This is a genomic window from Micromonospora nigra (assembly GCF_900091585.1).
Classification (GTDB): domain Bacteria; phylum Actinomycetota; class Actinomycetes; order Mycobacteriales; family Micromonosporaceae; genus Micromonospora; species Micromonospora nigra.
Genome location: NZ_FMHT01000003.1, coordinates 2,909,263 through 2,932,227, shown reverse-complemented (window position 1 = coordinate 2,932,227; position 22,965 = coordinate 2,909,263). Strand labels below are relative to the sequence as shown.

Annotated in this window: 25 protein-coding genes and 1 pseudogene; 9 read left to right on the top strand and 17 right to left on the bottom strand. The window is 73.5% G+C overall.

What is annotated here, in order from left to right; genetic code table 11:
* Window positions 1–19 precede the first annotated feature (19 nt).
* Complete coding sequence (fdhD, locus tag GA0070616_RS12380) at window positions 20–880, bottom strand: formate dehydrogenase accessory sulfurtransferase FdhD (protein WP_091081205.1); 861 nt, start codon at window positions 878–880, stop codon at window positions 20–22.
* Window positions 881–1,071: 191 nt separating this feature from the next.
* On the opposite strand from fdhD, the gene mobA reads away from it, so the two are divergent.
* From mobA to GA0070616_RS12365, 3 genes are read left to right on the top strand one after another with little or no spacing between them, the layout of a single operon-like run.
* A complete protein-coding gene (gene mobA / locus GA0070616_RS12375; protein WP_091081202.1) occupies window positions 1,072–1,758 on the top strand; it encodes a molybdenum cofactor guanylyltransferase in 687 nt (228 codons plus the stop codon).
* Window positions 1,755–2,009 (top strand): DUF6457 domain-containing protein, encoded by a 255-nt coding sequence (locus GA0070616_RS12370; protein ID WP_091081199.1) that lies wholly within the window; start codon window positions 1,755–1,757, stop codon window positions 2,007–2,009. The genes mobA and GA0070616_RS12370 overlap by 4 nt, the downstream gene beginning before the upstream one ends.
* A 47-nt stretch (window positions 2,010–2,056) precedes the next feature.
* On the top strand, window positions 2,057–3,151 hold the full coding sequence (locus tag GA0070616_RS12365) for a T3SS (YopN, CesT) and YbjN peptide-binding chaperone 1 (protein WP_091081195.1): 1,095 nt from the start codon (window positions 2,057–2,059) through the stop codon (window positions 3,149–3,151).
* 98 nt (window positions 3,152–3,249) lie between these two features.
* Here GA0070616_RS12365 and GA0070616_RS12360 read toward each other — a convergent pair whose 3' ends face one another.
* Window positions 3,250–5,142 (bottom strand): beta-propeller domain-containing protein, encoded by a 1,893-nt coding sequence (locus GA0070616_RS12360; RefSeq protein WP_091081192.1) that lies wholly within the window; start codon window positions 5,140–5,142, stop codon window positions 3,250–3,252.
* A 36-nt stretch (window positions 5,143–5,178) separates the two neighbouring features.
* On the bottom strand, window positions 5,179–5,637 hold the full coding sequence (locus GA0070616_RS12355; protein ID WP_091081187.1) for an Lrp/AsnC family transcriptional regulator: 459 nt from the start codon (window positions 5,635–5,637) through the stop codon (window positions 5,179–5,181).
* Between the two features lie 58 nt (window positions 5,638–5,695).
* Here GA0070616_RS12355 and ddaH point away from each other — a divergent pair, with 58 nt between their 5' ends.
* Entirely contained in the window at window positions 5,696–6,529 is an 834-nt protein-coding gene (ddaH, locus tag GA0070616_RS12350; protein ID WP_175440062.1) for a dimethylargininase, read from the top strand.
* A gap of 79 nt (window positions 6,530–6,608) precedes the next feature.
* Here the strand turns inward: ddaH and GA0070616_RS12345 are convergent, their stop codons facing one another.
* Window positions 6,609–7,805, bottom strand: a complete 1,197-nt coding sequence (locus GA0070616_RS12345) for an ABC transporter substrate-binding protein (RefSeq protein ID WP_091090592.1) — start codon at window positions 7,803–7,805, stop codon at window positions 6,609–6,611.
* 80 nt (window positions 7,806–7,885) lie between these two features.
* Complete coding sequence (locus GA0070616_RS12340; RefSeq protein ID WP_091081179.1) at window positions 7,886–8,683, bottom strand: alpha/beta hydrolase family protein; 798 nt, start codon at window positions 8,681–8,683, stop codon at window positions 7,886–7,888.
* 75 nt (window positions 8,684–8,758) lie between these two features.
* On the opposite strand from GA0070616_RS12340, the gene GA0070616_RS12335 reads away from it, so the two are divergent.
* Window positions 8,759–9,364, top strand: coding sequence for a bacterial proteasome activator family protein (locus tag GA0070616_RS12335; RefSeq protein ID WP_091081176.1), 606 nt, complete (start codon window positions 8,759–8,761; stop codon window positions 9,362–9,364).
* Between the two features lie 178 nt (window positions 9,365–9,542).
* Here the strand turns inward: GA0070616_RS12335 and GA0070616_RS12330 are convergent, their stop codons facing one another.
* The 3 genes from GA0070616_RS12330 to GA0070616_RS12320 all read right to left on the bottom strand — a co-directional run bounded on the left by GA0070616_RS12330 (window position 9,543) and on the right by GA0070616_RS12320 (window position 12,207).
* Complete coding sequence (locus GA0070616_RS12330; RefSeq protein ID WP_091081173.1) at window positions 9,543–10,355, bottom strand: HAD family hydrolase; 813 nt, start codon at window positions 10,353–10,355, stop codon at window positions 9,543–9,545.
* Window positions 10,355–11,176 (bottom strand): HAD family hydrolase, encoded by an 822-nt coding sequence (locus GA0070616_RS12325; protein WP_091081169.1) that lies wholly within the window; start codon window positions 11,174–11,176, stop codon window positions 10,355–10,357. The genes GA0070616_RS12330 and GA0070616_RS12325 overlap by 1 nt, the downstream gene beginning before the upstream one ends.
* Window positions 11,177–11,457: 281 nt before the next feature.
* Window positions 11,458–12,207, bottom strand: a complete 750-nt coding sequence (locus GA0070616_RS12320; protein WP_091081165.1) for a hypothetical protein — start codon at window positions 12,205–12,207, stop codon at window positions 11,458–11,460.
* A gap of 174 nt (window positions 12,208–12,381) precedes the next feature.
* On the opposite strand from GA0070616_RS12320, the gene GA0070616_RS12315 reads away from it, so the two are divergent.
* From GA0070616_RS12315 to GA0070616_RS12305, 3 genes are all read left to right on the top strand, one after another.
* Window positions 12,382–12,813, top strand: coding sequence for an OsmC family protein (locus tag GA0070616_RS12315; protein WP_091081162.1), 432 nt, complete (start codon window positions 12,382–12,384; stop codon window positions 12,811–12,813).
* 134 nt (window positions 12,814–12,947) lie between these two features.
* On the top strand, window positions 12,948–13,292 hold the full coding sequence (locus tag GA0070616_RS12310; protein WP_175440259.1) for a metallopeptidase family protein: 345 nt from the start codon (window positions 12,948–12,950) through the stop codon (window positions 13,290–13,292).
* A gap of 81 nt (window positions 13,293–13,373) precedes the next feature.
* Complete coding sequence (locus GA0070616_RS12305; protein ID WP_091081155.1) at window positions 13,374–14,096, top strand: AIM24 family protein; 723 nt, start codon at window positions 13,374–13,376, stop codon at window positions 14,094–14,096.
* A gap of 45 nt (window positions 14,097–14,141) precedes the next feature.
* On the opposite strand, the gene pheA is transcribed toward GA0070616_RS12305, so the two are convergent.
* The 5 genes and pseudogenes from pheA to GA0070616_RS12280 all read right to left on the bottom strand — a co-directional run bounded on the left by pheA (window position 14,142) and on the right by GA0070616_RS12280 (window position 17,608).
* Window positions 14,142–15,098, bottom strand: coding sequence for a prephenate dehydratase (gene pheA / locus GA0070616_RS12300; protein WP_091081151.1), 957 nt, complete (start codon window positions 15,096–15,098; stop codon window positions 14,142–14,144).
* Between the two features lie 10 nt (window positions 15,099–15,108).
* Complete coding sequence (locus tag GA0070616_RS12295) at window positions 15,109–15,705, bottom strand: hypothetical protein (protein WP_425412941.1); 597 nt, start codon at window positions 15,703–15,705, stop codon at window positions 15,109–15,111.
* A gap of 67 nt (window positions 15,706–15,772) precedes the next feature.
* Window positions 15,773–16,162 (bottom strand): ACT domain-containing protein, encoded by a 390-nt coding sequence (locus tag GA0070616_RS12290; protein WP_091081147.1) that lies wholly within the window; start codon window positions 16,160–16,162, stop codon window positions 15,773–15,775.
* Window positions 16,163–16,235: 73 nt separating this feature from the next.
* Window positions 16,236–16,694 (bottom strand): hypothetical protein, encoded by a 459-nt coding sequence (locus GA0070616_RS12285; RefSeq protein WP_091081143.1) that lies wholly within the window; start codon window positions 16,692–16,694, stop codon window positions 16,236–16,238.
* A gap of 181 nt (window positions 16,695–16,875) precedes the next feature.
* Window positions 16,876–17,608: pseudogene (locus GA0070616_RS12280) on the bottom strand (hypothetical protein).
* Between the two features lie 164 nt (window positions 17,609–17,772).
* Here GA0070616_RS12280 and GA0070616_RS12275 point away from each other — a divergent pair.
* A complete protein-coding gene (locus GA0070616_RS12275; RefSeq protein WP_091081135.1) occupies window positions 17,773–19,014 on the top strand; it encodes an arginine deiminase in 1,242 nt (413 codons plus the stop codon).
* Between the two features lie 45 nt (window positions 19,015–19,059).
* On the opposite strand, the gene GA0070616_RS12270 is transcribed toward GA0070616_RS12275, so the two are convergent.
* From GA0070616_RS12270 to GA0070616_RS12255, 4 genes are all read right to left on the bottom strand, one after another.
* Window positions 19,060–19,944 carry a DUF5926 family protein gene (locus tag GA0070616_RS12270; RefSeq protein ID WP_091081132.1) on the bottom strand — a complete coding sequence of 295 codons (885 nt, stop codon included), beginning with the start codon at window positions 19,942–19,944 and terminating at the stop codon, window positions 19,060–19,062.
* A gap of 115 nt (window positions 19,945–20,059) precedes the next feature.
* Complete coding sequence (locus GA0070616_RS12265) at window positions 20,060–20,473, bottom strand: ATP-binding protein (RefSeq protein WP_175440061.1); 414 nt, start codon at window positions 20,471–20,473, stop codon at window positions 20,060–20,062.
* Between the two features lie 87 nt (window positions 20,474–20,560).
* A complete protein-coding gene (locus GA0070616_RS12260; protein ID WP_091081125.1) occupies window positions 20,561–22,018 on the bottom strand; it encodes an ATP-binding protein in 1,458 nt (485 codons plus the stop codon).
* A gap of 145 nt (window positions 22,019–22,163) precedes the next feature.
* Window positions 22,164–22,955: a glycerophosphodiester phosphodiesterase gene (locus tag GA0070616_RS12255; protein WP_091081122.1), complete on the bottom strand. Its 792-nt coding sequence runs from the start codon at window positions 22,953–22,955 to the stop codon at window positions 22,164–22,166.
* Window positions 22,956–22,965: the final 10 nt, after the last annotated feature.

Below are 22,965 nucleotides of genomic sequence, written 5' to 3'. Positions count from 1 at the left end.
GACCCGGCCGGCGTGTCGGTCACGCCCCGCTGGTGACCCGGTGGGTGCCCGCGTACACGTTCATCGTCCGGCCGCGCAGGAAGCCGACCAGGGTCAGCCCGGCCTCCTCGGCGACCTCGACCGCGAGGGTGCTCGGTGCCGACACGGCGGCCAGCAAGGGCACCCCCGCCATCCACGCCTTCTGGGTCAGCTCGAAACTGGCCCGGCCGGACACCAGCAGCAGGTGCCCGGCCAGCGGCAGCCGGCGTTCGCGTACCGCCCAGCCGATCACCTTGTCGACGGCGTTGTGCCGGCCCACGTCCTCGCGCAGTGTCACCAGCTCGCCGGCACCGGTGAACAGTCCCGCCGCGTGCAGGCCGCCGGTGCGGTCGAAACCCCGCTGCGCGGCCCGCAACCGCTCCGGCAGGGTCGCCAGCACCGTCGCCGGCACCCGCAGCGGATCGTCTGCGACGACGAACTGCGACCGGGTACGCACCGCGTCGATGCTCGCCTTGCCGCACACCCCGCAGGCGCTGGTCGTGTGGAAGTGCCGGGTGGGGTCGCTGGACGGGTCGGGCACGCCGGGGGCGAGGGCCACGTCCACCACGTTGTAGGTGTTGGGCATCTGGTCGCCCGCGCAGAGCTGCGCCGTGGCCACGTCGTCCGCCGAGCGCACCAGTCCCTCGGTGAAGAGGAACCCGACGGCCAGGTCCAGATCATGGCCGGGGGTACGCATGGTCACGGTCAACGGGCGACGACGACGCGGGCCGGCCGGGCCGACCCGGATCTCCAGCGGTTCCTCCACGGCGAGGGTGTCCGGCCGCCGCACCGGGGCGCGTCCCTCGGTCAGCGCGTCGAGGTCGAGGCGGAGCACACCCCGCCGGTCAGTCGCCCGTCCCATCCCGCCATCCTGCCCGACGCCACCGCCGCCCGTAGCGCCCCAATGCACGCAGTCCGCAGTCCGAGGCTCGCAGTCCGCAGTCCGCAGTCCGCAGTCCGCAGCTCGTGGCCCATGGCGTCGGCGTCGGCGTCGGTCGACGTAGCCGACCCGGCATGCGTCGACCGTCCGGCGGGGCCGGATAGCGTGACGGCGTGGGTGGATACGCAGCGGTGGTGCTCGCCGGGGGTGCGGCTCGGCGGATGGGCGGCCGGGACAAGCCGGCCGTGCCGGTCGGCGGGCAACCCATGCGCGACCGGGTGCTGACCGCGGTCGCCGCCGCCGACACCCGGGTCGTGGTCGGGCCGGCCGGGCCCACCCCCGCCGGGGTGCGCTCGACCCGGGAGGATCCCCCTGGCGGAGGACCGGTCGCCGCGCTCGCCGCCGGGCTGGCGTTGCTCGATCCCGCGACGACGGTCGTGGCGGTGCTCGCCGCCGACCTGCCCCTGCTCACCCGGCACGCGGTCGACGATCTGCTGCACCACCTGGAGGCACCGTCGGCGGTGGCTGCCCGCCGGGACGGGCACGGCTCGGAGGTTTCTGCGAACCGGCACGCGCGCGGCGGGCCTCCCGAAGCGCCGAAGCCGGTCGACGGGGCCTGCTACGTCGACGCGGCCGGACGGCGACAGTCGCTGTGCGGGGTCTGGCGGGTTCCGGCGCTGCGCGCCGCCCTCGACCGGCTCGCCGCCGAGCGGGACGGGAACCTCGCCGGGGCGTCGCTGCGGGCCCTGCTGGCCGGGCTGGCCGTGGTCGAGGTGCGCTGGCTCGGCGACGGCCCGCCACCCTGGTTCGACTGCGACACTGACAACGACGTGCGCCGGGCGGAGGAGTGGTTGCGATGACGGTGATGGACGACTGGGTCACGGCGGCCTGTGCCGAACTGGGCCTCGATCCGGCCGAGGTGCCGGTGCCCGCGGTGCTGGATCTGGCCCGGGACGTGGCCCATCAGGTGCTGCGTCCCGGTGCGCCGGTCACCGCGTACCTGCTGGGGGTGGCCGTGGGGCGGGGCGCGGAGCCGGCCGCGACCGCCGCACGACTCGGCGAGCTGGCCGCCGTCTGGCCGGTGGCGCTCGGCAGCGACCAGCCGGACTGAGGGGGGCCGCCGCGTGGGTAGGGTTGCCGTGACGGACGGAGGCGATCATGACGGCAGACCACCCCTCGGCGCCGGCCGGGACGCCGGGGCACCACGAGTCGATTCTGCTCGACGAGCCGAGTACGGCCGACCTGCGGGCGAAGGTGACCGAGGCGTGGCGGAAGTTCGCCCGCGCGCTGGCTGAGCGGCTGCCGGCACTGCCCGCCGGGGCGCACCTTGAGGTCACCCTCGATCCCACCGCCTCCGGCACCGGAGACGCGGTCTACTCCGTGGGCGTCGACGTGGGTGAGCAGGGGCGGCTGGCCGCGCGGGCGGTCGGCAACGCCCTGCTGCCGCAGGGCTACCGCCTCGACCGGGCCGCCGTGGCGGACATGGTCGCGCTGGGCTGGTCACCGCCGGGGGTGGTCGAGGGTTCCGGGGAGCAGTTCGGGCTGCACTGCACGACCGACGAGGCGACCCGGCTGGCCACCGTGCTGTCCCGCACCATGCGGGACGTCTACGGTGCGCCGCACCCGGCGTTCCTGGTGTATCTGGTGCACGACGCCGACGAGGAACCGCTGCCCGGTGGCCCGCTGGGCACCGCACGCAGCGAGTTCGGCCCGGACCGGGACGTGGAGACCGACCTGGACGAGGCGCTGGCCGCCGCCGCGAAGAGCCAGGCGGCGGTGGAAAGCGACGTGCTGGCGCTGGCTGAGCGGGTACGCACGGTCGTGTCGACCATGCTGAAGTCCGACTCCGACCGGCTCCAGGTCGACTCCGACGGCGACATCAACATCCGGGCCGGCTCGGCGATGGTCTTCGTGCGGGTGCGCGACAATCCGCCCCTGGTCGACGTCTTCTCCCCGGTGCTCACCGAGGTCGAGCCCACCGAGCGGCTGTACGTGAAGCTGTCCGAACTGACCAACCGGATGCCCATCGGCCGGCTCTACTGCGCCGAGGACACGGTGTGGGCGTCCATCCCGGTGTTCGGGCGCAACTTCCAGCCCACCCATCTGATGCTCGCGGTGCAGGTGATGACCGGGCTCGCCGACGAACTCGACGACCGGCTGCACGGCGAGTTCGGCGGTAAGCGCTTCTTCGGTGAGGGTGACAAGTCGGCGAAACGGAACGAGGACGAACACCGCACCGGCATGTATCTCTGAACGCCGGCGGCCACGCCGTACCCCGCCGGTGAGCGGGAGGGGCGGGTGGGGCCCGGAAACCCCGAGAAACCGGGCCCCACCCGCGATGGGAGGAAGGATCAGGTCCAGGGGAGCCAGGCGAGACTGGCCGCGGTGGTCGGGTCGCTGGCCCGCAGCCCCGTGTCGGAGACGGTCCAGAGCACCCCGTCGACCAGCAGCGACCGTTCGACCCGGCCCTGGTTGCCGGGGTGACTCACCGCGCCGAGATCGGCGATGCTGTCGCCGCCGACCCGCAGGAGGCGTACGTCGCCGTTGACCGGCAGCGCCACCAAGCCCGTCTCCGGTTGGTGCAGGAAGGCGTGCGGCTCGAACTCGACGGCGGTCGTCGCGCCGGGCAGGTGCCACCGGGCGGTGCGGGACGGCTTCGCCGGGTCGCGGACGTCGAACAGGGACACCTGGACACCCTGGGTCCGCCCCCGCGCGTCCGCCTCCTGCCCGACGCCCAGCAGATGCCCGTCGGGCATGGGGTGCAGGTAGGCGGAGTAGCCGGTGATCTTCAGTTCGCCGGTGACCCGGGGCCGGCGCGGGTCGGTGAGGTCGAGCGAGTACAGCGGGTCGGTCTGCCGGAAGGTGACCACGTGGGCGCGGTCGCCGAGATAGCGCACCGAGTAGATCCGCTCGCCCCGGCCGAGCCCGCCGACCGCGCCGGTCTCCACGAGGGCGGAGTCGACGCGTCGCAGCACCCGGACCGCCGACTCGGAGGTCCGCTCCCGCCCCCACAGGTCGCCGGTGGTGGTGGCCACCCGCAGGTGTCCCTGCCACTCGGAGAGGGCGTACTGGTTGACGAGCCAGCCCGAGACGGCGCCGGTGGCGAGGTAGCGGGGCCGGCCGGCGGCGGCCGTGTCGAACTGGTGGATCTCGGTGATCTGCTCCCCGGGCGTCGGGGTCCACCGGGGCGTCCATGGGCGGCCGGGGACGGGCCGCACACCGGCGAGGTAGAGGTTGCTGGCGGTGGCGTACACGGTGTCGGCGTCGGCGGCGACGCTGACCGGGTCGCCGTCGCCGAGCCGGTCGCCGGTGAGGTCGAAGCTGAGCAGGGTCAGCGTCGTGGTGCCGGTGAGGCGGTCCGGTCGGCTGAGCCGGTCGCATCCCACCCGCCCGGTGTGCCGTTGGTCGCCGTCGGTCCACTCGTACGCGGGCAGCCAGGCATCGATTCCGGAGTTGGCGATGACCGACCGGTTGGCCTCGACGCGCGACTCCTGGGTGCCCCGTTTCGGGTGGGGGAAGTCGAAGCGGGCCGCCGTGCGGATCGCGACGCGGGCGGTGTCGGCGGTGAGGCGCGCGTCCACCGCGGTGCCCCGGATCCGGTAGGTGCCGAGCACCCGGGGCGTGCCGGCGAGGTCGACCAGCAGCAGCCGGGCCCCACGCTCGGCGGGTGGTCCGGGGCGGAGCCGGGCGCCCGCTGCCGGCTCGGGCCTGGCCGGTAGCAGCGACACACTGTCGGCGAGCACCAGTGCCCGGTCGCCGCGCAGCAGCAGCTCGTACGACGCCCAGCGCAGCTCGCGCCGGCCCTCGCTGACGTCCAGGCGGCCGGTCTCGCGGCGGCTCGCCGGGTCGACGACCCGCAGCACGCCGTCCTGCACGGTGACGATCCGACGGCCGTCGGTCTTCACCACGTCAGGTTCGTCGGCCCCGGCCTCGTGGTTGTTGGTGGTGGAGTGCGTCCGCGCGTCCTTCGTTCGGCTGGCACCGCCGACGGTTGCGGCCTCCGCCTCCCCGAACGGCACCGAGTTCAGCCAACCCCCGCCGAAGCCGTACGGTCCGACGGACTCCACGGCGGCGGCCCGCAGTTCGGCCAGCGCCTCCGCGCAGGAGTCGTAGGCGACCAGCCGGGACGCGGGCACGGGTCGTGGCCCGTCGGGGTCGAGGCGGACGGGTGGTGGCTCGGTGCAGGCGGCGAGCACGGCGAGGGCGGCGAGGAGTGCGCCGGTGGTGCGGGTTCCCCGTGTCATGGTCGCTTCGACGCGGGAAGTGTGAACCCGGTTCCGTCAGCCGGTGGACGGGCCGACCCCGGGGGACTCCACGAGCCGGGACAGCACGATCGTGCTGCGGCTGGAGGTGACGAACGGTTCGGCTCGCAACCGTTCCAGCGCCTCCTCCAGGTGGGCGATGTCGGCGGCCCGCAGGTGCACCAGCGCGTCGGCCTCCCCCGAGACCGTGTACGCCCCGACCACCTCGGGGTGTCGGCGTACCGCTGCGCCGAGCTGGGCGGGAGTGGTGCGGCCGGCGCAGAACAGCTCCACGAACGCCTCCGTGGTCCAGCCGACGGCGGCCGGGTCGACGACCGCGGTGAAGCCGCGGATCACCCCGGCGGCCCGCAGCCGGTCGACCCGCCGCTTGACCGCCGGCGCGGAGAGGGACACCCGCAGCCCGATGTCGGCGTACGAGGCGCGGGCATCAGCAACGAGCAACGCAATGATCCGTTGGTCTACGGCATCTATCTGCAACGTTTCGCCCCTGGGAAGCAATGGTTGTGGCTGTTATCAAAGTTCCAGGCTACCTATCTTGGTGACCGTGAACCAGCAGCGAGTCTCGCGAAAGCGGACATATCTCATGTGCTCGCCCGAGTACTTCGCGGTCGAGTACGCGATCAACCCGTGGATGGACGTGACCACCCCGGTCGACCCGGAGTTGGCGGTCAAGCAGTGGGACCGGCTGCGGGAGACCCTGGTCGGTCTGGGCCACGACGTGCACCTGCTGACCCCCGGCCCGGGTCTGCCCGACATGGTCTACGCGGCCAACGGGGCGTTCGTCGTCGACGGCACGGCCTACGGCGCGCAGTTCAAACACCACCAGCGGGCCGCCGAGGCCCCCGTGCACCGGGCCTTCTACGAGTCGCAGGGCTGGCGGTTCATCGCGCCGAGCGAGACCAACGAGGGCGAGGGTGACTTCGCGTACCTGCCGGAGGCCCACGGGGGCATCGTCCTCGCCGGCCACGGGTTCCGCACCGAGCCGGCGGCGCACGCCGAGGCGCAGGAGGCGCTGGGCCGGCCGGTGATCTCGCTGCGCCTGGTCGACCCCCGCTTCTACCACCTGGACGTGGCGTTGGCCTCGATCGACGACACCAACATCGCCTACTACCCGGGCGCGTTCTCCGCGGCCAGCCAGCGGGTGCTGACCCAGCTCTTTCCGGACGCGGTCGTCGCCGACGACGAGGATGCCCTGTCCTTCGGCCTGAACCTGGTCAGCGACGGTGCGAACGTGGTGCTCAACAGCGAGGCGTCGCGGCTCGCGGGCAAGCTGAAGGCCGCCGGCTACACCCCGGTACCGGTCGAGCTGGCCGAGTTGAAGAAGGGCGGCGGCAGCGTGAAGTGCTGCGTCGCCGAGCTGCGGCACTGATCAACGGCCCGACGCCCCGGCGTCGCGCCGACGACGGGAACGGGTCGGCCGCCCGACGGGGGCCGGCCCGTCGCGGGTGTCAGCCGAGCGTGGCCAGCTCGTTGACCAGGACGTTCGACAGGACCTGACCGTCGCGCTGCACCTCGCGCAGGTACCACTTCTGCTGTGGGGTCCGGGGCTGGTTGAACTGCCACGCCCCGCGTGGGCTGTCGATCTGGCCGATCTTGCCCAGGGCCAGGTTGACCTGCTGCGGCGTGGGCGAGTCGCCGACGATCCGGATCGCCTGGTTGAGCACCTGCGCCGCGTCGTACGAGGCCATCGCGTACGTGGTCGGCGAGACGTTGTGCTTCTTGCGGTACGCCGAGGCGAACCGCCGGTTGGCCGCGTTGTTGAGGTCGGCGGAGTAGTTCAGGGCGGTCTGGATGCCCAGCGCCCGCTCGGCGGGGCGGATCTGGTCCAGCACCGGGCCCTCCGTCAGGAACCCGGGGGCGTAGATGTTGCCCTCGTAGCCCTCGTCGCGCAGTTGGGTGATGAACTGCACCGCCGCCGTGCCGGAGTAGAAGCAGAAGATCGCGTTCGGGTTGCGTTGCAGGGCCTGGCGGATGTCCGCGAGATAGGTCGTCTTGTTCGGCGAGGCGGTGTTGCTGGTCCAGACGACGTCGCCGACGATGCGGGGGTCGGACTCGCCGAACTCCTGCCGGAAACCGCGCAGCACGTCCTGTGCGGCAACGGTCTCGGGCAGCACCATGACCACCCGGGCGGCGGGGTCGAGCTCGTTCTTCAGGTACCGCCCGAGGGCCCGGCCCGCCTCGTCCAGCACGTACGAGGTGCGCCAGATGTAGACCACGGACTGCAGACCCGTCGGTGAGGCGTTGGAGCCGATGAGGGGCACCCGGGCCTGCTCGACGGTGTCGCGGATGCTGGACATGACCGCCGCGTTGGCCACCCCGGTGAGCGCGAGCACGTTCTGCTTGAGCAGCTTGTCGACGGCCGCCTTGCCGGTCTCGACGCTGTCTCCCTCGTCGGCGATGGCCAGGTCGACCGGGTGGCCGCCGAGGAGGTTGTCGTTGAGGTCGAGGTACAACTCGAAGCCGTTGATGATCTCGTCACCGATCGCCTTGCCGGGCCCGGAGCGCGGCGCGACGAGCCCGATCCGGACCGGAGTGCCCGAACCGGTCGACTCGTCCTCCGTGTCGGAGCCGCACCCGGCGACGAGTCCGGTGGTACCGAGCGCGGCCAGCAGCTGGAGTGCCCGCCTGCGGTTCATCTGCGACACCGGGTTCCCTTCGAAGGCGTTGCAGGGCAGGATCACTGCCCCCCCGGCGTTCTACCTGGTCCGCGACGCTGCGTCAATGCTTAATGATCTTCATGGAGAGACCGCAACGCGGCGGTGACCTGCGGCCAGGCGGATGACTCCGGGTCGATAAGCCCGAAGTGTTCGCATTCCGGCAGCTCGCGAAGGGACATCTCGGCTCCTGCGGCGTGCGCTGCGGCAACGTAGGCGCGGCTCATCCCGATCGGCACCTGAAGGTCCAGGGCCCCGTGCACAACTACTGTCCGTGTTCGCGGGGGCACCAACGTGCGTGGATCGGCGGCAGCGTACCGGTCAGGGACCTCCACCGGGCCGCCGCCGAGCAGCGCGGCCACCGCCCCCGAGTCCAGATCCAGCCGGTACGCCTCGACGAGGTCGGTGACCGGAGCCAGCGCGAGTACGCCGCCCACGGTGCCCGGGGCGGACGTCGCCGCGTACAGCGCCAACTGCCCGCCCGCCGAGTGGCCGACCAGCAGCGGAGCCCCGGTGCTCCCCGCGCCGGGCGACACCTCCGCGGCCAGTCGGGGTGCCGCCGCGATCCCGTCGAGCACGTCGGTGAGGGTGTTCGGCCAGCCCCCACCGGGGGCCCCGGTACGCCGGTACTCGACCTGCACCACCGGGTGGCCCAGCGCGGTCAGCGCGACCGCCAGCGGATCGGTGTGCCGCCGGTCGTACTCCGCCCGCCAGAACCCGCCGTGCACCACCACGACGAGCGGTCGGCGGGGGCCCGACCCGGTGGGTCGGCGCACGTCGACCACCTGGTCGGGGTGGTCGCCGTAGGCGACGGTGGCGTCCGGCGGCGGGGCGGGGCGGGTCAGGACGGCGCGAGGATCGGCGGGCATGTGGCGACCGTAGCGCGCACAGGTGTGAGCTTCGTCCGACGCCCGGGCGGCGTACGCGGGCGCGACTGGGTAAAGATGGATGCCATGACCCAAGCGCATTCCGCTGGACAGAACGACGAGCCGGGCCGCGACGACGCCGGCCACTCCGGGACCGTGGTGGTGGTGGGGCCGGACGGCCGGCCGGTCGGCACGGTGCAGACCGACGAGGCCCACGGCGAGGACCCGGCCCGCCTGGTGGAGCAGCCCGCCAAGGTCATGCGTATCGGCAGCATGATCAAGCAGCTGCTGGAGGAGGTCAAGGCCGCCCCGCTCGACGACGAGAGCCGCCACCGGATGCGGGAGATCCACGAACGCTCGATCGTCGAGCTGAAGGAGGGCCTGGCCCCCGAGCTGCGCGACGAGCTGGCGCGGATCTCGCTGCCCTTCACGGAGGACAAGGCGCCGAGCGAGGGCGAACTGCGGATCGCCCACGCCCAGCTCGTGGGCTGGCTGGAGGGGCTCTTCCACGGCATCCAGGCGGCCCTGGTGGCGCAGCAGATGGCCGCCCGGGTGCAGTTGGAGCAGATGCGCTCCGGCCGGACGGCACTGCCCAGCGGGCCCGTCGGGGCGGTGGTTCCGGGAATGCCGGGGATGGGCCAGCCGCAGGGCGGCGAGGGACACAACACCGGCCAGTACCTCTGACCGACGGCGCGGCCCGCGTGCGGAGCGCGGGCCGCGCCCCACCCGCCGGTCGGCAGTCGCACCGGCGTGCGGAAGCTCGGCACCGGACGTCGAACCGGGGCTGGTCATCCGCCGTCTCCGACGAACGCCGATCTGTGGTACGGGGGAGGGCGGCGCCCCGGGGGGCCGCGCGTCGCCGTCACGCCGTCCCGAAGACCTTCTCCAGGTACGTCGCCACCCCGTCCACCGAGTTCGCCCCGGTGACCTCGTCGGCGATCTCCAGGACGGCGCGGTGGGCGTTGGACACCGCCACGGCCCGACCCGCCCAGGTCAGCATGGGAACGTCGTTCGGCATGTCACCGAAGGCCAGCACGTCGGCGGCGTCGACCCCCAGCCGATGGCAGTACCAGGCCAACCCCGCCGCCTTGGTGACCCCCGACGCGGAGATCTCCACCAGCCCGGAGTAGGAGGAGTGCGTCGCCTCGGCGAGGCCCGCCAACGCCCCGGCCACCACCTGGGTGAACCGGTCCGGATCCTGGTCGCCGGCGCGGGCGAGCAGCTTGACGGCGGGTACCTCCACCAACTCCTCCGGGGTGTCCACCGCCCGGATCGCGTCGTCGTCGGCGTCCCAGCGCAGCGGGTAGTGCGCCTCGTGCCGCATCTCGCGGCTGTCGACGATCTCCACGGCGAAGCTCACCCCGGGCACCTCGGCGCGCAGCCGGCGGGCGACCTCGGCCAGCAGTTCCGGGGCGAGCGGATCGGCCCGCAGCACCTCGTCGGCGTCGGGGTCGTAGACCACCGCCCCGTTGGCGCAGACCGCCGGCAGGGGCTTGTCGAGCTGGTCGTACACGAGTTTCAGCCAGCGGATCGGACGGCCGGTGACCAGGACGACGGGCGTGCCCGCCGCCGAGATCCGGGTCAGCACCGCGGCGGTGTGCGGGCTCAGCGTACGGTCGTCGCGCAGCAGCGTGCCGTCGATGTCACTGGCGACGAGGCGTGGTGTCTCCTCCATCAGCGCGACAGTAGCCGGTCGAGGTACACCGCCACCCCGTCCTCGTCGTTGCGCAGCGTCACCTCGTCGGCGGCGGCCCGCACGGTGGAATGAGCGTTGGAGACCGCCACCCGCGCCCACCCGGCCCACGCGAACATCGGCAGGTCGTTGGGCATGTCGCCGAACACCAGCACCTCGGCCGGGTCGACGCCGAGCGCCTGCGCCACCACGCTCAGGCCGGTCGCCTTGTCCACCCCGGGCGGGCAGATCTCGACGAAGCCGAGGCCGGCCTGGGTCAGCGTCGCCACGTGCGGCGGTACGATCTCCCGCGCGGCGGCCAGCAACTCGTCCACGTGGTGGTCGGCGGTCCGCGCGAACGCCTTGATCACGTCGCAGGAGAGACACTCGGCGCGGCTGCGCGTCTCGAACCGGTCCTGGTACGGCCAGATCGGGTGGTAGTCGCCCCACAGCGGGGCGTCGTGTTCGTCGGACGCCTCGACCATGACGGTCAGCGGCCCGACCGCTACCTCCAGGTCGGCGACGATCGTGGCCAGCACCTCGGCGGGCAGCCGCTCGTCGCGCAGCACCACCGGCCCGTCCGGGTCGCTCTGGTCGACGACCCGTCCGCCGCCGGCCAGCACCAGGTAGTCGGCGGCCCGGATGTCGTTGCGCGTCAGCTCGGTCAACCGGGGGCCCCGGCCGGTGGCGCCGACCACCGGAATCCCGGCCGACCGCACCCGGTCGAGGACCTCGTGGGTGTAGGCGGAGACGGACTCGTCGCTGCGGACGAGCGTTCCGTCGAGGTCGGTGGCGATCAACTTGGGCAGGCCCGGGCGGGTCATGGTTCCTCCTTCGCCCACCGCCGTCGCGGCCAGCCGCACGGTCGTCGCTTGCGACCCGGCGTGACGGCGGGCAGCAACCGTACCTCGGGGTACCGGTCGCCACCATGGCTTCCCGGCGAATCGGGTGCCAACGGACGGTGACCCCCGGGCGATCCGCCGACCACCGGCACGACCGCGTCGGTGCGGCCAGGTCCGCCGGGGTGCCGGCCACCGCCACTGCGGGTGCCCGGCCCCGGGGCGGCGCACCGGGCCCGGCAGCCGACGGGGCGGCTCCGGGTGCGTCAGCGCGGGGGTTCGCCCCGGGCGAAGGGCACCGCCGGTGCGACGGTGATGTCGGCGGGCGGCGGCAGGCCGTCGGCGGGCCGGTCGCTCGTGGCCCGGCGTCGGGGGGCGGCGCGGAGTTCCGCGACGTCGGGCTCCGGCGCGTCCGCGTCGTCGCCGGGCTCGGCGGACACGGTGTCACGCGGGCCCACGAGCAGGGCCGCCACCAGCAGGACGCAGGTGACGAACGCCGCGACCAGGCCACGGCCCTGCTCGACCTGGAAGCCGTCGTCGGGGGCGTAGATCAGTGCCCGGCGGCCGGCGTTGTCGAGGGTGGCCACCGTCGCGGCCAGGATCGCCAGGGTGGCCACCGCCAGGGCCGACCCGGCCACCCGCGCGTTGGGCCTTACCGGCCGGGTGCCGCGCAGCGCCAGGGCGACCGCACAGCTCAGGGCGACGAGCGCGACCAGGTACGCGACGCCGAAGCCGCCCACCTCGGCCACCCCGCCGGGCACCTCCACGGCGGTGTCGCCCTCGGGGCCGGCGTTCGGGATGGTCATCACCGACCACTCGCCGACCAGGGAGGCCACCGCGGCCAGTGCGCCCAGGCCGGCGAGCAGCACCGGCAGTCTCGGGTCCCGGCGCAGTCCGGACATCCCCCGCCCGAGGCGGCCGGCCGGCGGAGGCATCGACGACGACTCCCCCCACTCGACCACGGCGGGGTCGGCGGACCGCTCCTCCTGGCGGGGAATGGGAAGGTCCTGGCTCATCGGGTCACCCTCCCAGGTCGATGGGCCTCCGTCGAATGATGACACAACGGTCGGCGCACGCCGGACCCTGAACTGCGCGGGGTGCCGCCAGGTCCGGGAGGACCCTGCCCGGCCTCCGGCGTCGGAGGCACCGGCCGGTCGCCGCCGGGGCCGGTGTCGGATAGCGTCTGACGCATGCCTATCCGTACCGCTTCCGCACGTTGGCAGGGCAACCTCACCGAGGGGTCCGGCACCATCCGCACCGGCAAGGGCGGGTTGGAGGGGAACTACTCCTTCAAGTCCCGCTTCGAGGAGGGCGAGGGCACCAATCCCGAGGAGTTGATCGGGGCCGCCCACGCCGGCTGCTTCTCGATGGCCTTCTCCAAGCTCCTCGCCGAGGCCGGCGCGACTCCGACCTCCGTGGAGACCACCGCGAAGGTGCACCTGGACAAGACCGACGCCGGCATGACCGTGACCCGCATCGAGCTGGACACCGTGGGCCAGGTGCCGGGCATCGACGAGGCGGAGTTCCGCAAGCTGGCCGACGCCGCCAAGCAGAACTGCCCGATCTCCCGCCTGCTCTCGCCGGGTGCGGAGATCACCCTCGACGCCCGCCTGAGTTCCTGACCCCTGATCCCTGACCTCATCTCGATCTTGCGCTTTCGGCCCTCGCTCCGCGATTCCTGCGCGTTGTCGGGGCCGAAAGTGCAAGATCGCGGGTGGGGGGCGGGTGCCTGGTGAGGGAGAATGCGGGCGTGGCAGTGGAGATGGGGCGGGAGCGGTTCGAGGAACTGGTCGGCGAGGCGCTCGACGAGGTCCCCGGCGAACTGCTCGCCCTGATGAGCAACGTCGTGATCCTGGTGGAGGACGACCCGCCGCCCGGTGAGAACCTCCTCGGCCTCTACGAGGGGCACGCGCTCACCGACCGGGGGTGGGACTACGCCGGGGTCCTGCCGGACCGCATCCTCATCTACCGCAACCCGATCCTGCGCATCTGCGACACCGACGACGACGTCGTCGACGAGGTGGCGGTGACGGTGGTGCACGAGATCGCCCACCACTTCGGCATCGACGACGAGCGACTGCACGAGCTGGGCTGGGGCTGAGCCACCGGCCTCGGGGTGGTCGATGGTTGCGTTCCTGACCTACCTTCGCAGCCAGGCAAAGCGACCCCAGGAGGAAAGTCCATGCGCAGCGAGCTGTTCTCGGCGGAGAACCTTGAGAAGGAGTCGGCGCAGCCCGGCATGCGGTTGCAGAACTCCAAGATGTTGAAGATCGAGCTGAACGGCGAGGCGATGGCCCGGGTCGGGTCGATGGTCGCCTACCAGGGGCAGGTGCAGTTCGAGGCCCAGGGCTCCGGAGGGCTCGGGAAGTTCCTGAAGCAGAAGCTCACCGGCGAGGGTGTGCCCCTGATGAAGGTCAGCGGCCGGGGCGACGTGTTCCTCGCCGAGCTCGCCAAGGACGTGCACATCATCGACCTGGAGCCGGGCGACGCGCTGTCGATCAACGGTTCCAGCGTGCTGGCCTTCGACTCCACCCTCCAGTACGACATCCGGATGGTCGGCGGTGCCGGCATGGCGTCCTCGTCGGGCCTGTTCAACTGTGTGTTCTCCGGGCACGGCCGGATCGCCATCACCACCAAGGGCACCCCGGTGGTGCTCAACGTCGACGCTCCGACCTACGTCGACCCGCAGGCCGCCGTGTGCTGGTCGGCCAACCTCCAGACCGGCTACCACCGGGCGGAACAGCTCGGCCTCGGCACGCTGCTCGGCCGCAGCACCGGCGAGGCGTTCACGATGAGCTTCGCCGGCCAGGGCTTCGTGGTCGTGCAGCCCTCCGAGGAGCCGCCGATCCAGGGCAGCGGCGCTCAGGAGCAGCAGGGTGGCCTGCTCGGCGGGCTGCTCAGCTGAGTTCGCCCCGCAGGGGCCACCCGACCGGGGTGGCCCCTGCGGCGCTCAGCACAGGTCGCCGGCCCGCAGCCGGGCCAGCCACGCCGCCGCGTCGGCGTAGTCGGTGTCGGACAGCCCGGCCGGAGCCGGCACGGGCCGGTCGCCTGCCGTCGGCGTCCAGCGGTGCCGCGGGTACGACCCCAGGAAGCGCACGTCCGCGCACACCCGCCGCAGGCCCTGGAGGGCCTCGCCGAGGCGTACGTCGGCGACGTGGCCGGTGCAGTCGAGGAAGAAGACGTACCGGCCGAGCGCCTCGCCCGTCGGGCGGGACTCGATGCGGGTCAGGTTGACCCCGCGCACGGCCAACTCCATCAACACCGACAGCAGGGCGCCGACCCGGTCATGCGCGATGTAGACGGCCAGCGAGGTGACGTCGTCACCCGTGGGGGGTGGTGGCGGGCCGGGGCGGGACAGCAGCGCGAACCGGGTCACCGCGTCGGGATGGTCGGCGATCTTGTCGGCGAGCAGGGTCAGGCGGTGTCGGGCCGCCCCGATCGGGGCGCAGATCGCCGCGTCGTACTCACCGGCTGCCGCCCCGGCCGCCGCTGCGCCGTTGGAGAGCACGTCGACCACCACCGCGTCGGGCAGGTGGGCACGCAACCAACCCCGACACTGGGTGGACGCCTGTGGGTGGGCGGCGACGGTGCGCACCGCCGGCAGGGCCGAGCCGGGACGGGCACCCAGCACGAACTCGACCGGAAGGATGACCTCCCTCGTGATCGCCAGGGGCTCACCCTCGGCCAACTCGTCGAGGGTCACCCCGACCGCGCCGCCGATCGAGTTCTCCAGCGGCACGAGAGCGGCGTCGGCGTCGCCGGTGCGTACGCTCTCCAGCGCCTCCCCGACGCTGCGGGCCGGCGTTCGGCTGCCCCGCTCGGCGGCGGACACGGTGCGCAGCGCCTGTTCGGCGAAGGTGCCCTCGGGCCCGAGGTACACGAAGCGGGTCGGTGGTGTTCCCGGCATGGCGACCAGCCTACGCACCCGCGCCGACGCCCGGGTCGCCCTCGCACGCCAGGGTGCGGATGCCGGGCGGGGCGGCGACCCGCACCTCGACGATGCACACGTCGGTGCCGGCGGTGACCAGGCGCGGAACGCCCGACCGGGTCCGGGTGACCACCTGCAACGGCTCGTACCCGGTGACCGCCAGCACCGTGTACTGCCAGTCGGCGGCACACAGGGGACCCGTGCGGACCCGCACCCGGGCGTCGGCGGGAAGCACCCCCGAACGCCCTCGTACCAGGTCGACCACCTGGGCGCGCGACGGACCCGTCCGGCACTCCACCGCCACCGTCCCCGGGTCTGTGGTGGGGCTCGGCGGCAGCGCGCCGGGCAGCACCGTCGGCGGTGTGGTCGGGGCGGTGGTGGGCGCGGCCGTGGTGGGCGACCCGCTCCGGACGCCGGTCGGCGTGGCGGCCAACTCCCGCAGCTCCGGCGGGGTGCCGCAGGCAGCCGGCGCCATCAGCAGCAGTGGCATCGCCGCCAGGGCAGCGGTCAGCCGGCGGGTCGGCCTGACGCGGTCGACCCGCGAGGTGGGCGGTGTGGGCGGCACGGGCCGGTCCTCGTGAGACATCGGGGGACGTCGTTTCGGCCGGGTGCGGCCGAGCCCATCGTAGGAGGTGTCGCCGCCGGGGAGAAGGTCAGCTCAGGACGTGGTGCCCGGCGCGTTGCAGTGCGGTCGTCGCCTCGCCCAGGAGCACGGTGGGCACCAGCAGGTAGTCGGTGTCGTAGGTGGAGAAGGCGACCACGCTGACCCGGGCCTCGGCGAGTGGGCCGACCAGGGACGCGAGGGTTCCGGTCACGGCGACGTCGAGCGGGCCGGCCACCCGTAGGCACCGCCAGACGGTCTCCACCGCCGCCTGCTCGGGCACCCGGTCGGCGGGGCAGATCACGGACAGCCCGTCGGCCGTCCAGCTCACCGTCACCACATCGTCGCCGCTGAGGTCGCCCGCGAGGGTGGGCGGCAGCGCGGAGCCGGCCGGCAGCCGGCACACGGCGTACTCTCCGGTCAGCACAGCGATGTCGAGCATGAGGGCACCTTACGGCCTGGGTCGGCGTCGCCCCCACCGCCGCCGAATGCGGTGAACGCCACAGCCGTCCAGGTCAGACCTCGGAGAAGAAGGTGAGTGACCCGGCCACGGCGCCGTCGGCGAGAACCGGGGTGGAGATGGCGTCGACCGTCGAGTCCGGCGCGCCGGCCGTGGCGGCCTGCACCCGCAGCAGCCCACGGGCCAGCCCACCGGAGGACAGCGCCAGCAGCGGAGGGATCTTGTCGACCTCCTGGTCGGCCAACTCGCACCGGTTGGCGGTGAAGTCGAGCAGCCGCAGCCCCCCGTCGAGCAGGGGAAGGCCGATCACGTCGTCCGGAGCACCCAGGCAGAGCAACTCACACCCGGCGGCGGAGACGGCGACGACCCGGGTCAGGGCGTCGATGAGCAGGCAGGGCTCGTCGGCGTGGGAGACGGTCGACGACCACCGGCCCAGGGCATCGGACTCGTGCTCTGGCGGTGTCCCGGCGGCCGGCGGGAACACTTCCGAGAGCGAGAGTTCGACGTGGGCCACCGCGCCTCCTATGTACACCGACGGTTCGTCCACGCTAGCCGGTCGCGGGGGCGACCGCCGACCGCGTGGAAGCCACCGGGTCGCCGGCGCGCTGCACGGGGCCCATGACCGGTGGCCGGCGACGGCGCGGACGGAGACGGGTGCCGGGTGGGACCCGGGCCGCGTGGCGTCGCCGGAGACGTTACCGGCGGGCGGCCGGGTTGTCAGCGGCCCGTTCGGCCCTCCTCATACCACCGGTAGTCGGCACTTGGACGGTACGTGCCGGTGAGCCAGGTGCCGGGATGCTGGGCGACCTGGGCCAGTTTCTCGGCGGTGACCGGGCTGATCTTGTTGCCACCGGCCACGAGCAGGCGGTCCAGCTCCCGGTGCGTGGCCATCATGCAGTCCTTCGGAAGGCCGTAGACGCTGATGACGCCGGAGCCGACGAACGTCAGCACCGGCGTCACCGGGATCGGGTGGCCGACGGCCGCGCTCATCGCCTTGCCGGCCCGCCTGGCGTCGCGGCGGGCCTCCTGCACGTACGGCGGGCGCTTGCCGTTGATCTGCACCACGTCACCCGCGACCAGCACCCGGGCCCGGCCGTGGTCGACGATGGTGACGGCGAACAGGCCGCTCGGGCCGATGGCCAGGAACCCGGCCCGGTCGTCGCGACCGTCGTCGAGCAGCAGGTCGGCCGCGTCGGTGCGTGGCCACTCGATGACGTGCCAGGCCGGCCCGAGGTGGTCGAGCTGCCCGAGGGCACGAGCGCCGGCCGCCTCCAGCTTCCGGGCGCCCCGCTCGGCCCGGCGCCGGCGGGCCCAGTCCAACGGGGACGGCCGGGCGGGGCCGAGAGCCTCCGTTCGAGGATGGGGCACCGCTCCGGGCGGTAGTGCCCGGCTGGACGGTACGGCTCGGCGAGCGGGGAAGACAGTCATCGCGACCTCCGGCAAAAGGTCCCTCGAAGTTACTTTCTCACTACCCTACGTTGCCAGTCCGGGTGGTCGGCAAGCCGGAGCGCCGGAGTGACTGTGGATGAATGCCATATTCATCCACAGTTGTTTTACCGGATGCCGCCAAACCCTGCCCTTACCCTGCAAGGGTGACCCACTACGTGGACAGCGAGGTCGGTCGGCTCGGCACCGTACTGCTGCACCGGCCGGGCCCCGAACTCGCCCGGCTCACCCCACGCAACAACGACTCGCTGCTCTTCGACGCCATCCCCTGGGTCGGACGGGCCCAGGAGGAGCACGACGCCTTCGCCGATGCCCTGCGCGGGCGCGGGGTCGAGGTGCTCTACCTGGGCACCCTGCTGGCCGAGACGCTCGCCGTCGCCGACGCGCGGGCCGAGCTGACCGCGCAGGTGCTGGGCTCGCCCCGGCTGGGCGACACCCTGCGCACCCGGATCGCCGAACACCTCGCGTACCTCGATCCGGCGGCCCTGGCCGACGTGCTCATCGCCGGTCTCGCCCACGAGGAACTGCGGCTCGGCCGCAACCGGCCCGGCGGGCTGGTGTGGACGCTGATGGACCGGCACGACTTCGTCGTCGATCCCCTGCCGAACCTGTTGTTCACCCGTGACTCCTCGCTCTGGATCGGCGACCGGGCCGGAGTCACCAGCCTGGCGATGCCCGCCCGGCGTCGGGAGACCACGCTCACCCACGCCATCTACCGGTACCATCCGCGCTTCGCCGGCACCGAGTTCGTCTACCACCCGGAGCTGGAACACCTGGAGGGCGGCGACGTGCTGCTGCTGGCCCCCGGGGTGCTGGCCGTCGGCGTGGGCGAGCGCACCACCCCGGCCGGGGCGGAACGGCTGGCCCGGCAGGTCTTCGCGGCCGGGCTGGCACACACGATCCTGGTCGTCCCGATCGCCCAGGAACGGGCCACCATGCACCTCGACACCGTCTGCACGATGGTCGACGTCGACGCCGTGCTCATGTATCCCAACATCGCCAGCACGCTGTCCGCGTACACGGTGATCGCCGGCACGGACGGCGAAGGCCCACGGGTGGACGGCCCCGCGCCGTTCCTGCGCGCCGCGGCCGACGCGATGGACCTCGACCAGCTCCGGGTCATCGACACCGGCCTCGACCCTGTCACGGCCGAGCGGGAGCAGTGGGACGACGGCAACAACACCCTCGCCCTCGCGCCCCGGCTCTGCGTGGGCTACGAACGCAACACCGAGACCAACGCCCAACTGGAGCGGGCCGGGATCGAGGTCCTTCCGATCGCCGGCTCGGAGTTGGGCTCGGGGCGGGGCGGCCCGCGCTGCATGTCGTGCCCCCTGGTGCGCGACCCCCTGCTCCGCGATCCCCGGGACGTCAGCTCACCGCAGCCCTGACGGCGATCCCACGGCGGCCGGCCGGCGACCCTGTGCGGCAGCGAGTCAGCGGAGGGTCAACTGGCGGCCCAGGAGGCCCTGTCGGGCGCGGCGGGCCGCCGCGTCCAGCGGGGCGGGGTCGGCGACCGCGTCCGCGTAGCGCTTGGCGAAGTCGGCGACCGGGTCCTCCCACTCGCCGGCCGGAGTGCCCTCCGGCAGGTCCCACACCGGCACCAGACGGCCGTGGGCGCGGAACATGCCGGCGAACTTCGTGCTCCCGCCGAGGGGCAGCGTGCCGGCTGCGGACAGCCTGGCCAGTGCGTCCAGCGCCGCGTCCTCACCCTCGGGCAGCACCCAGCGCACGTGCGCCTTCTCCGGTACGCGGCACCAGTACGCCGCGCGGGCCGCCGTCAGCCGCCGCGTCGGGTAGATGGCGGCGTTGGCCCGTTCCAGCGAGGCGCGTACGGTCGGATCCTCCGCCGCCTCCGGCGCGAGCCAGAACTCGAAGTCGTCGTGGAGGGTGATCTCCAGCGGGCCGTCGGCCAGCACGTCCTGGAGTCGGGGGCCGGGCCCGGGCAGCGGCGGCACCGGCACCTGCCGGCCCGGCTCGGTGCGCAGCGCACACAGCAGCGCCTCGGCGAGGTCGCGGGACACGTCCCCGGACTGGAGGTGCCGCTGGAGCCCGATCAGCACCCCGCCGTCCGGCCTGGTCATCGCGGGGGCGGCCATCGGCAGCACCGTGGCGAGCGTGACCTCGCGGTCGCCGAACTCCTCGACCAGGGCCGGCGCGAGCCGCAGCGGCGCGGACGCGGCCGGCACCAGCTCCCGCAGGGCGATCCATTCCGGCTCGTCGACCAGGCCCTCGAACGGGCGGGGAACGTAGATGTCCCGCACCTTCTCCCGCTTCGGGGGCAGCTCGGCGGCGCGCTGGTTCTTTCGACGCTTGCTCACGGCGAGACAGCCTAGAGGCCCCGGAGGGCGGCCGTGGGGAGGACCCACCCACCCGCGCAGCCCGGCGGTCGTCCCGGTCGTCCCGGTCGTCCCGGCCGGATCCGGTCATTCCCGGTCAGCCGGCGGCGACCAGCCCCGAACGTTCGGGTGCCGGGTCGAACTCCGCCCAGACGCTCTGGCCCAGACCGTCGCGGTCGACACCCCACCGGCTGGCCAGCCCGGAGACGATGTGCAACCCCCGGCCGTCCACGGCGTCCGGGTCGGCCGTACGCATCCGTGGTCCGTCGGCCGCACCACCGTCGGTCACCCGTAGCAGGACCTGCCGCCCCTCCGACGTCGTCCGTAGCCGCCAGGCGACGCGGACCACTCCGCCGGGCAGCGGGTCGGCGTGCCGGACCGCGTTGCCGACCAGTTCCGCCAGGACGGCGACGAGGTCGGCCAGCAGGGCCGCCGGCACGACCTCGGCCAGTTCGTCGGCGAGCCGGTGCCGGGCCAGCCGCGCCCCGCTGGCGTGGTGGGGCACCACCACGCACCACGACCTTTCGACCGCTCCCGTCGACACGCTGCCTCTTCTCCGCCCCCGTGCCCGCCGCGCCGTCCCCCACGAACGGTGCGCTCACGCGCGGGGCAGCCGCACCTCTGCGACGGTACCGCCACCGGTTCTGGGTCGGAGGGATACCCAGCCATCCTGTTGCTCAACGATCCGGCGGACGAGATAGAGACCGAGACCCGTACCGGGGTATCCCCGCCGGTCCCCGGACTCGCCCTGCCAGAACCGGTCGAACGCCCGCTCGACGTGCTCGGGGCGTACCCCGATGCCCCGGTCACTGACGCGGAAGCAGACGGTCTGCCGGTCGGCGGCGGCACCGATCGCGATCGCCGAGCCGGCGGGGGAGTACTTCCCGGCGTTGGTGGCCAGTTCGGTCAGCACGGTGGCCAGGCTGGACCGGTGGCCCAGCGCCTTCGGCAGGTCGTCCGGCAGGTCGAGGACGAGCCGGTGGCGCAACTCCGCCGGCAGGTCGGCGACGGCCGCCCGCAGCGTCCGGCAGAGGTCGAAGGGGGCGGGTGGACCGTCCCCGGGCCACGACTCGGCGGCGGAGGAGAGCAGCCGGTCGACGAGCCGGGCGAGTTCGTTCGAGCGCTGGCCGATGACCCGGGCCGCCTGCCGGCGGTCGGCCTCGGTCAGCGACTCCCAGTGGTCGGTGAGGGTGTCCGCGTACCCCTTGATGACGGTCACCGGGGTGCGCAGTTCGTGGCTGGTCACGGCGACGAAGAGGTCCCGGTCGTGGTCCCGGCGCTGCTGGTCGGTGATGTCCCGGAAGGTGACCACCCGCAGGGTGCCGGGACCGGGCAGGTCACCCGAGGTGATGCGCAGCCAGCGCCCGTCCGGCAGCCGATGGTCGAGAACCTGCTCGGGCGGTGGCAGGGGGAACGGCAGCGGCCGGTTCAGCGCCTCGGCCGGGCAGCGGCCGGTGACCTGGGCGGCGGCGGGGTTCCACAGTCGCACCTGGCCGTCCCGGTCGACCACCGCCAGGCCGTCGGCGAGCGCGGCCACGACCGGGCCGTCGCCGTGCACCGGCAGGCCGCTCTGGTCGCCGTACATGTGGGCGATGCAGGAGCCGAGGTATCCGATCACCCCCCGCTGCTCGGCGCTCGGCTCGTCGTCGCCCGGCGGGTAGAGGGCGTGCAGGCTGCCGACGGTGAGCCCGCCGATCTCGGCGCGGGCGACCACCATCCGCAGCAGTCCGCGCTCGGCCAGCTCACCGGCGAGCTGGCCGGTGAGGTGATCGACCCCCACCTGTTGCACGCGTGGCCCGGTGAGCAGGCAGATCGTGGCGGGGTCGCTGGCCGGCAGCGGCCGGCCGAGGGTCCACTCGACGGCGCCGGTCGCGGCGATCACCCGGCCGCCGCTGGGGGCGAACTCGACGAAAGCCATGCCGGCCGCGCCGAGCGCCGGCTGGGCGACCCGCAGCAGTTGGGTCAGGACGTGCAGGCCCGCGTCCCCGGAATTGATCATTTCGATGACCGCCGTGTGGCCGGCGATGAGAGCGGCGTAGTTGGTGCGCTCCGGCATGCCTGAGAGTGTGCACCGTCACATCCAGCTACCGGCGACCCGGTCCGGCCAGCGGGACGGTCCGGCCCGGCGGGAGGGTCCGGCCCGGCGGAAGGGCACGGCCCGGCGGGACGGTCCGACCCGGCCGGGCCCTGGCGTGCGGTGCTCATCGGCCCAGCCGGGTCAGGGTCTGCGCGGGGCGGTCGGTGATGATTCCGTCCGCCCCGGCCGTCAGCACCAGCTCCAGGTCGGCCGGTTCGTTGACGGTCCACACGTACACCTGGTTGCCGGCGGCCCGCAGCGCGGGGACCAGTTGCGGGCGGGCGCGCACCAGGCCGATCCCCGGCCCGGCGATCGCGGTGCCGAACGGCAGCCGGCCCAGCCGCAGCCAGCGGGGCAGCACCTCCAGCAGCAGCACGGTGGGCAGGGCCGGGGCGAGGGTGCGGATGCGCCGCACGGCCAGCGGGGAGAACGACATCACGGTGACCCGTACGCGCTCGTCGGGGCCCGGGTCGGCGAGCCCGTACCGTCGTAGCAGCGTGACCAGGCGGCGTTCGACGTCGCCGCCGTAGCGCGAGGGGTGCTTGGTCTCGATCAGCAGGCGGACGGGCCGGCCGGCGGCCAGGACGGCGGTCAGCAGCCGCTCCAGGGTGAGCAGCCGGGTGTGCGACTCGTCGAGCACCTCGTCGCCGTCGGCGGGCACGCAGCCGGGGTGCCACGAGCCGAAGTCCAACTGTTCCAGTTCGGCGAGGGTTCGCGCGCTGACCGGCCCGCTGCCGTTGCTGGTGCGGTCCAGCCGGCGGTCGTGGACGCACACCAGGTGCCCGTCCCGCGTCAGCCGGACGTCGCACTCCAGCCCGTCGGCGCCCTCGTCGAGAGCCCGCAGGTAGGCGGCCAGGGTGTGTTCCGGCAGGTCGTGGGAGGCGCCACGGTGGGCGATGACGAGGGGTGCGCCCATGGCGTGTCGC

Coding starts and splice junctions, on each gene's coding strand:
- fdhD (WP_091081205.1), bottom strand. CDS start 880: ATGGGACGGGCGACTGACCGGCGGGGTGTGCTCCGCCTCGACCTCGAC.
- GA0070616_RS12370 (WP_091081199.1), top strand. CDS start 1,755: ATGACGGTGATGGACGACTGGGTCACGGCGGCCTGTGCCGAACTGGGC.
- GA0070616_RS12365 (WP_091081195.1), top strand. CDS start 2,057: ATGACGGCAGACCACCCCTCGGCGCCGGCCGGGACGCCGGGGCACCAC.
- GA0070616_RS12360 (WP_091081192.1), bottom strand. CDS start 5,142: ATGACACGGGGAACCCGCACCACCGGCGCACTCCTCGCCGCCCTCGCC.
- GA0070616_RS12340 (WP_091081179.1), bottom strand. CDS start 8,683: ATGCCCGCCGATCCTCGCGCCGTCCTGACCCGCCCCGCCCCGCCGCCG.
- GA0070616_RS12335 (WP_091081176.1), top strand. CDS start 8,759: ATGGATGCCATGACCCAAGCGCATTCCGCTGGACAGAACGACGAGCCG.
- GA0070616_RS12330 (WP_091081173.1), bottom strand. CDS start 10,355: ATGGAGGAGACACCACGCCTCGTCGCCAGTGACATCGACGGCACGCTG.
- GA0070616_RS12325 (WP_091081169.1), bottom strand. CDS start 11,176: ATGACCCGCCCGGGCCTGCCCAAGTTGATCGCCACCGACCTCGACGGA.
- GA0070616_RS12320 (WP_091081165.1), bottom strand. CDS start 12,207: ATGAGCCAGGACCTTCCCATTCCCCGCCAGGAGGAGCGGTCCGCCGAC.
- GA0070616_RS12315 (WP_091081162.1), top strand. CDS start 12,382: ATGCCTATCCGTACCGCTTCCGCACGTTGGCAGGGCAACCTCACCGAG.
- GA0070616_RS12305 (WP_091081155.1), top strand. CDS start 13,374: ATGCGCAGCGAGCTGTTCTCGGCGGAGAACCTTGAGAAGGAGTCGGCG.
- pheA (WP_091081151.1), bottom strand. CDS start 15,098: ATGCCGGGAACACCACCGACCCGCTTCGTGTACCTCGGGCCCGAGGGC.
- GA0070616_RS12295 (WP_425412941.1), bottom strand. CDS start 15,705: ATGTCTCACGAGGACCGGCCCGTGCCGCCCACACCGCCCACCTCGCGG.
- GA0070616_RS12290 (WP_091081147.1), bottom strand. CDS start 16,162: ATGCTCGACATCGCTGTGCTGACCGGAGAGTACGCCGTGTGCCGGCTG.
- GA0070616_RS12260 (WP_091081125.1), bottom strand. CDS start 22,018: ATGCCGGAGCGCACCAACTACGCCGCTCTCATCGCCGGCCACACGGCG.
- GA0070616_RS12255 (WP_091081122.1), bottom strand. CDS start 22,955: ATGGGCGCACCCCTCGTCATCGCCCACCGTGGCGCCTCCCACGACCTG.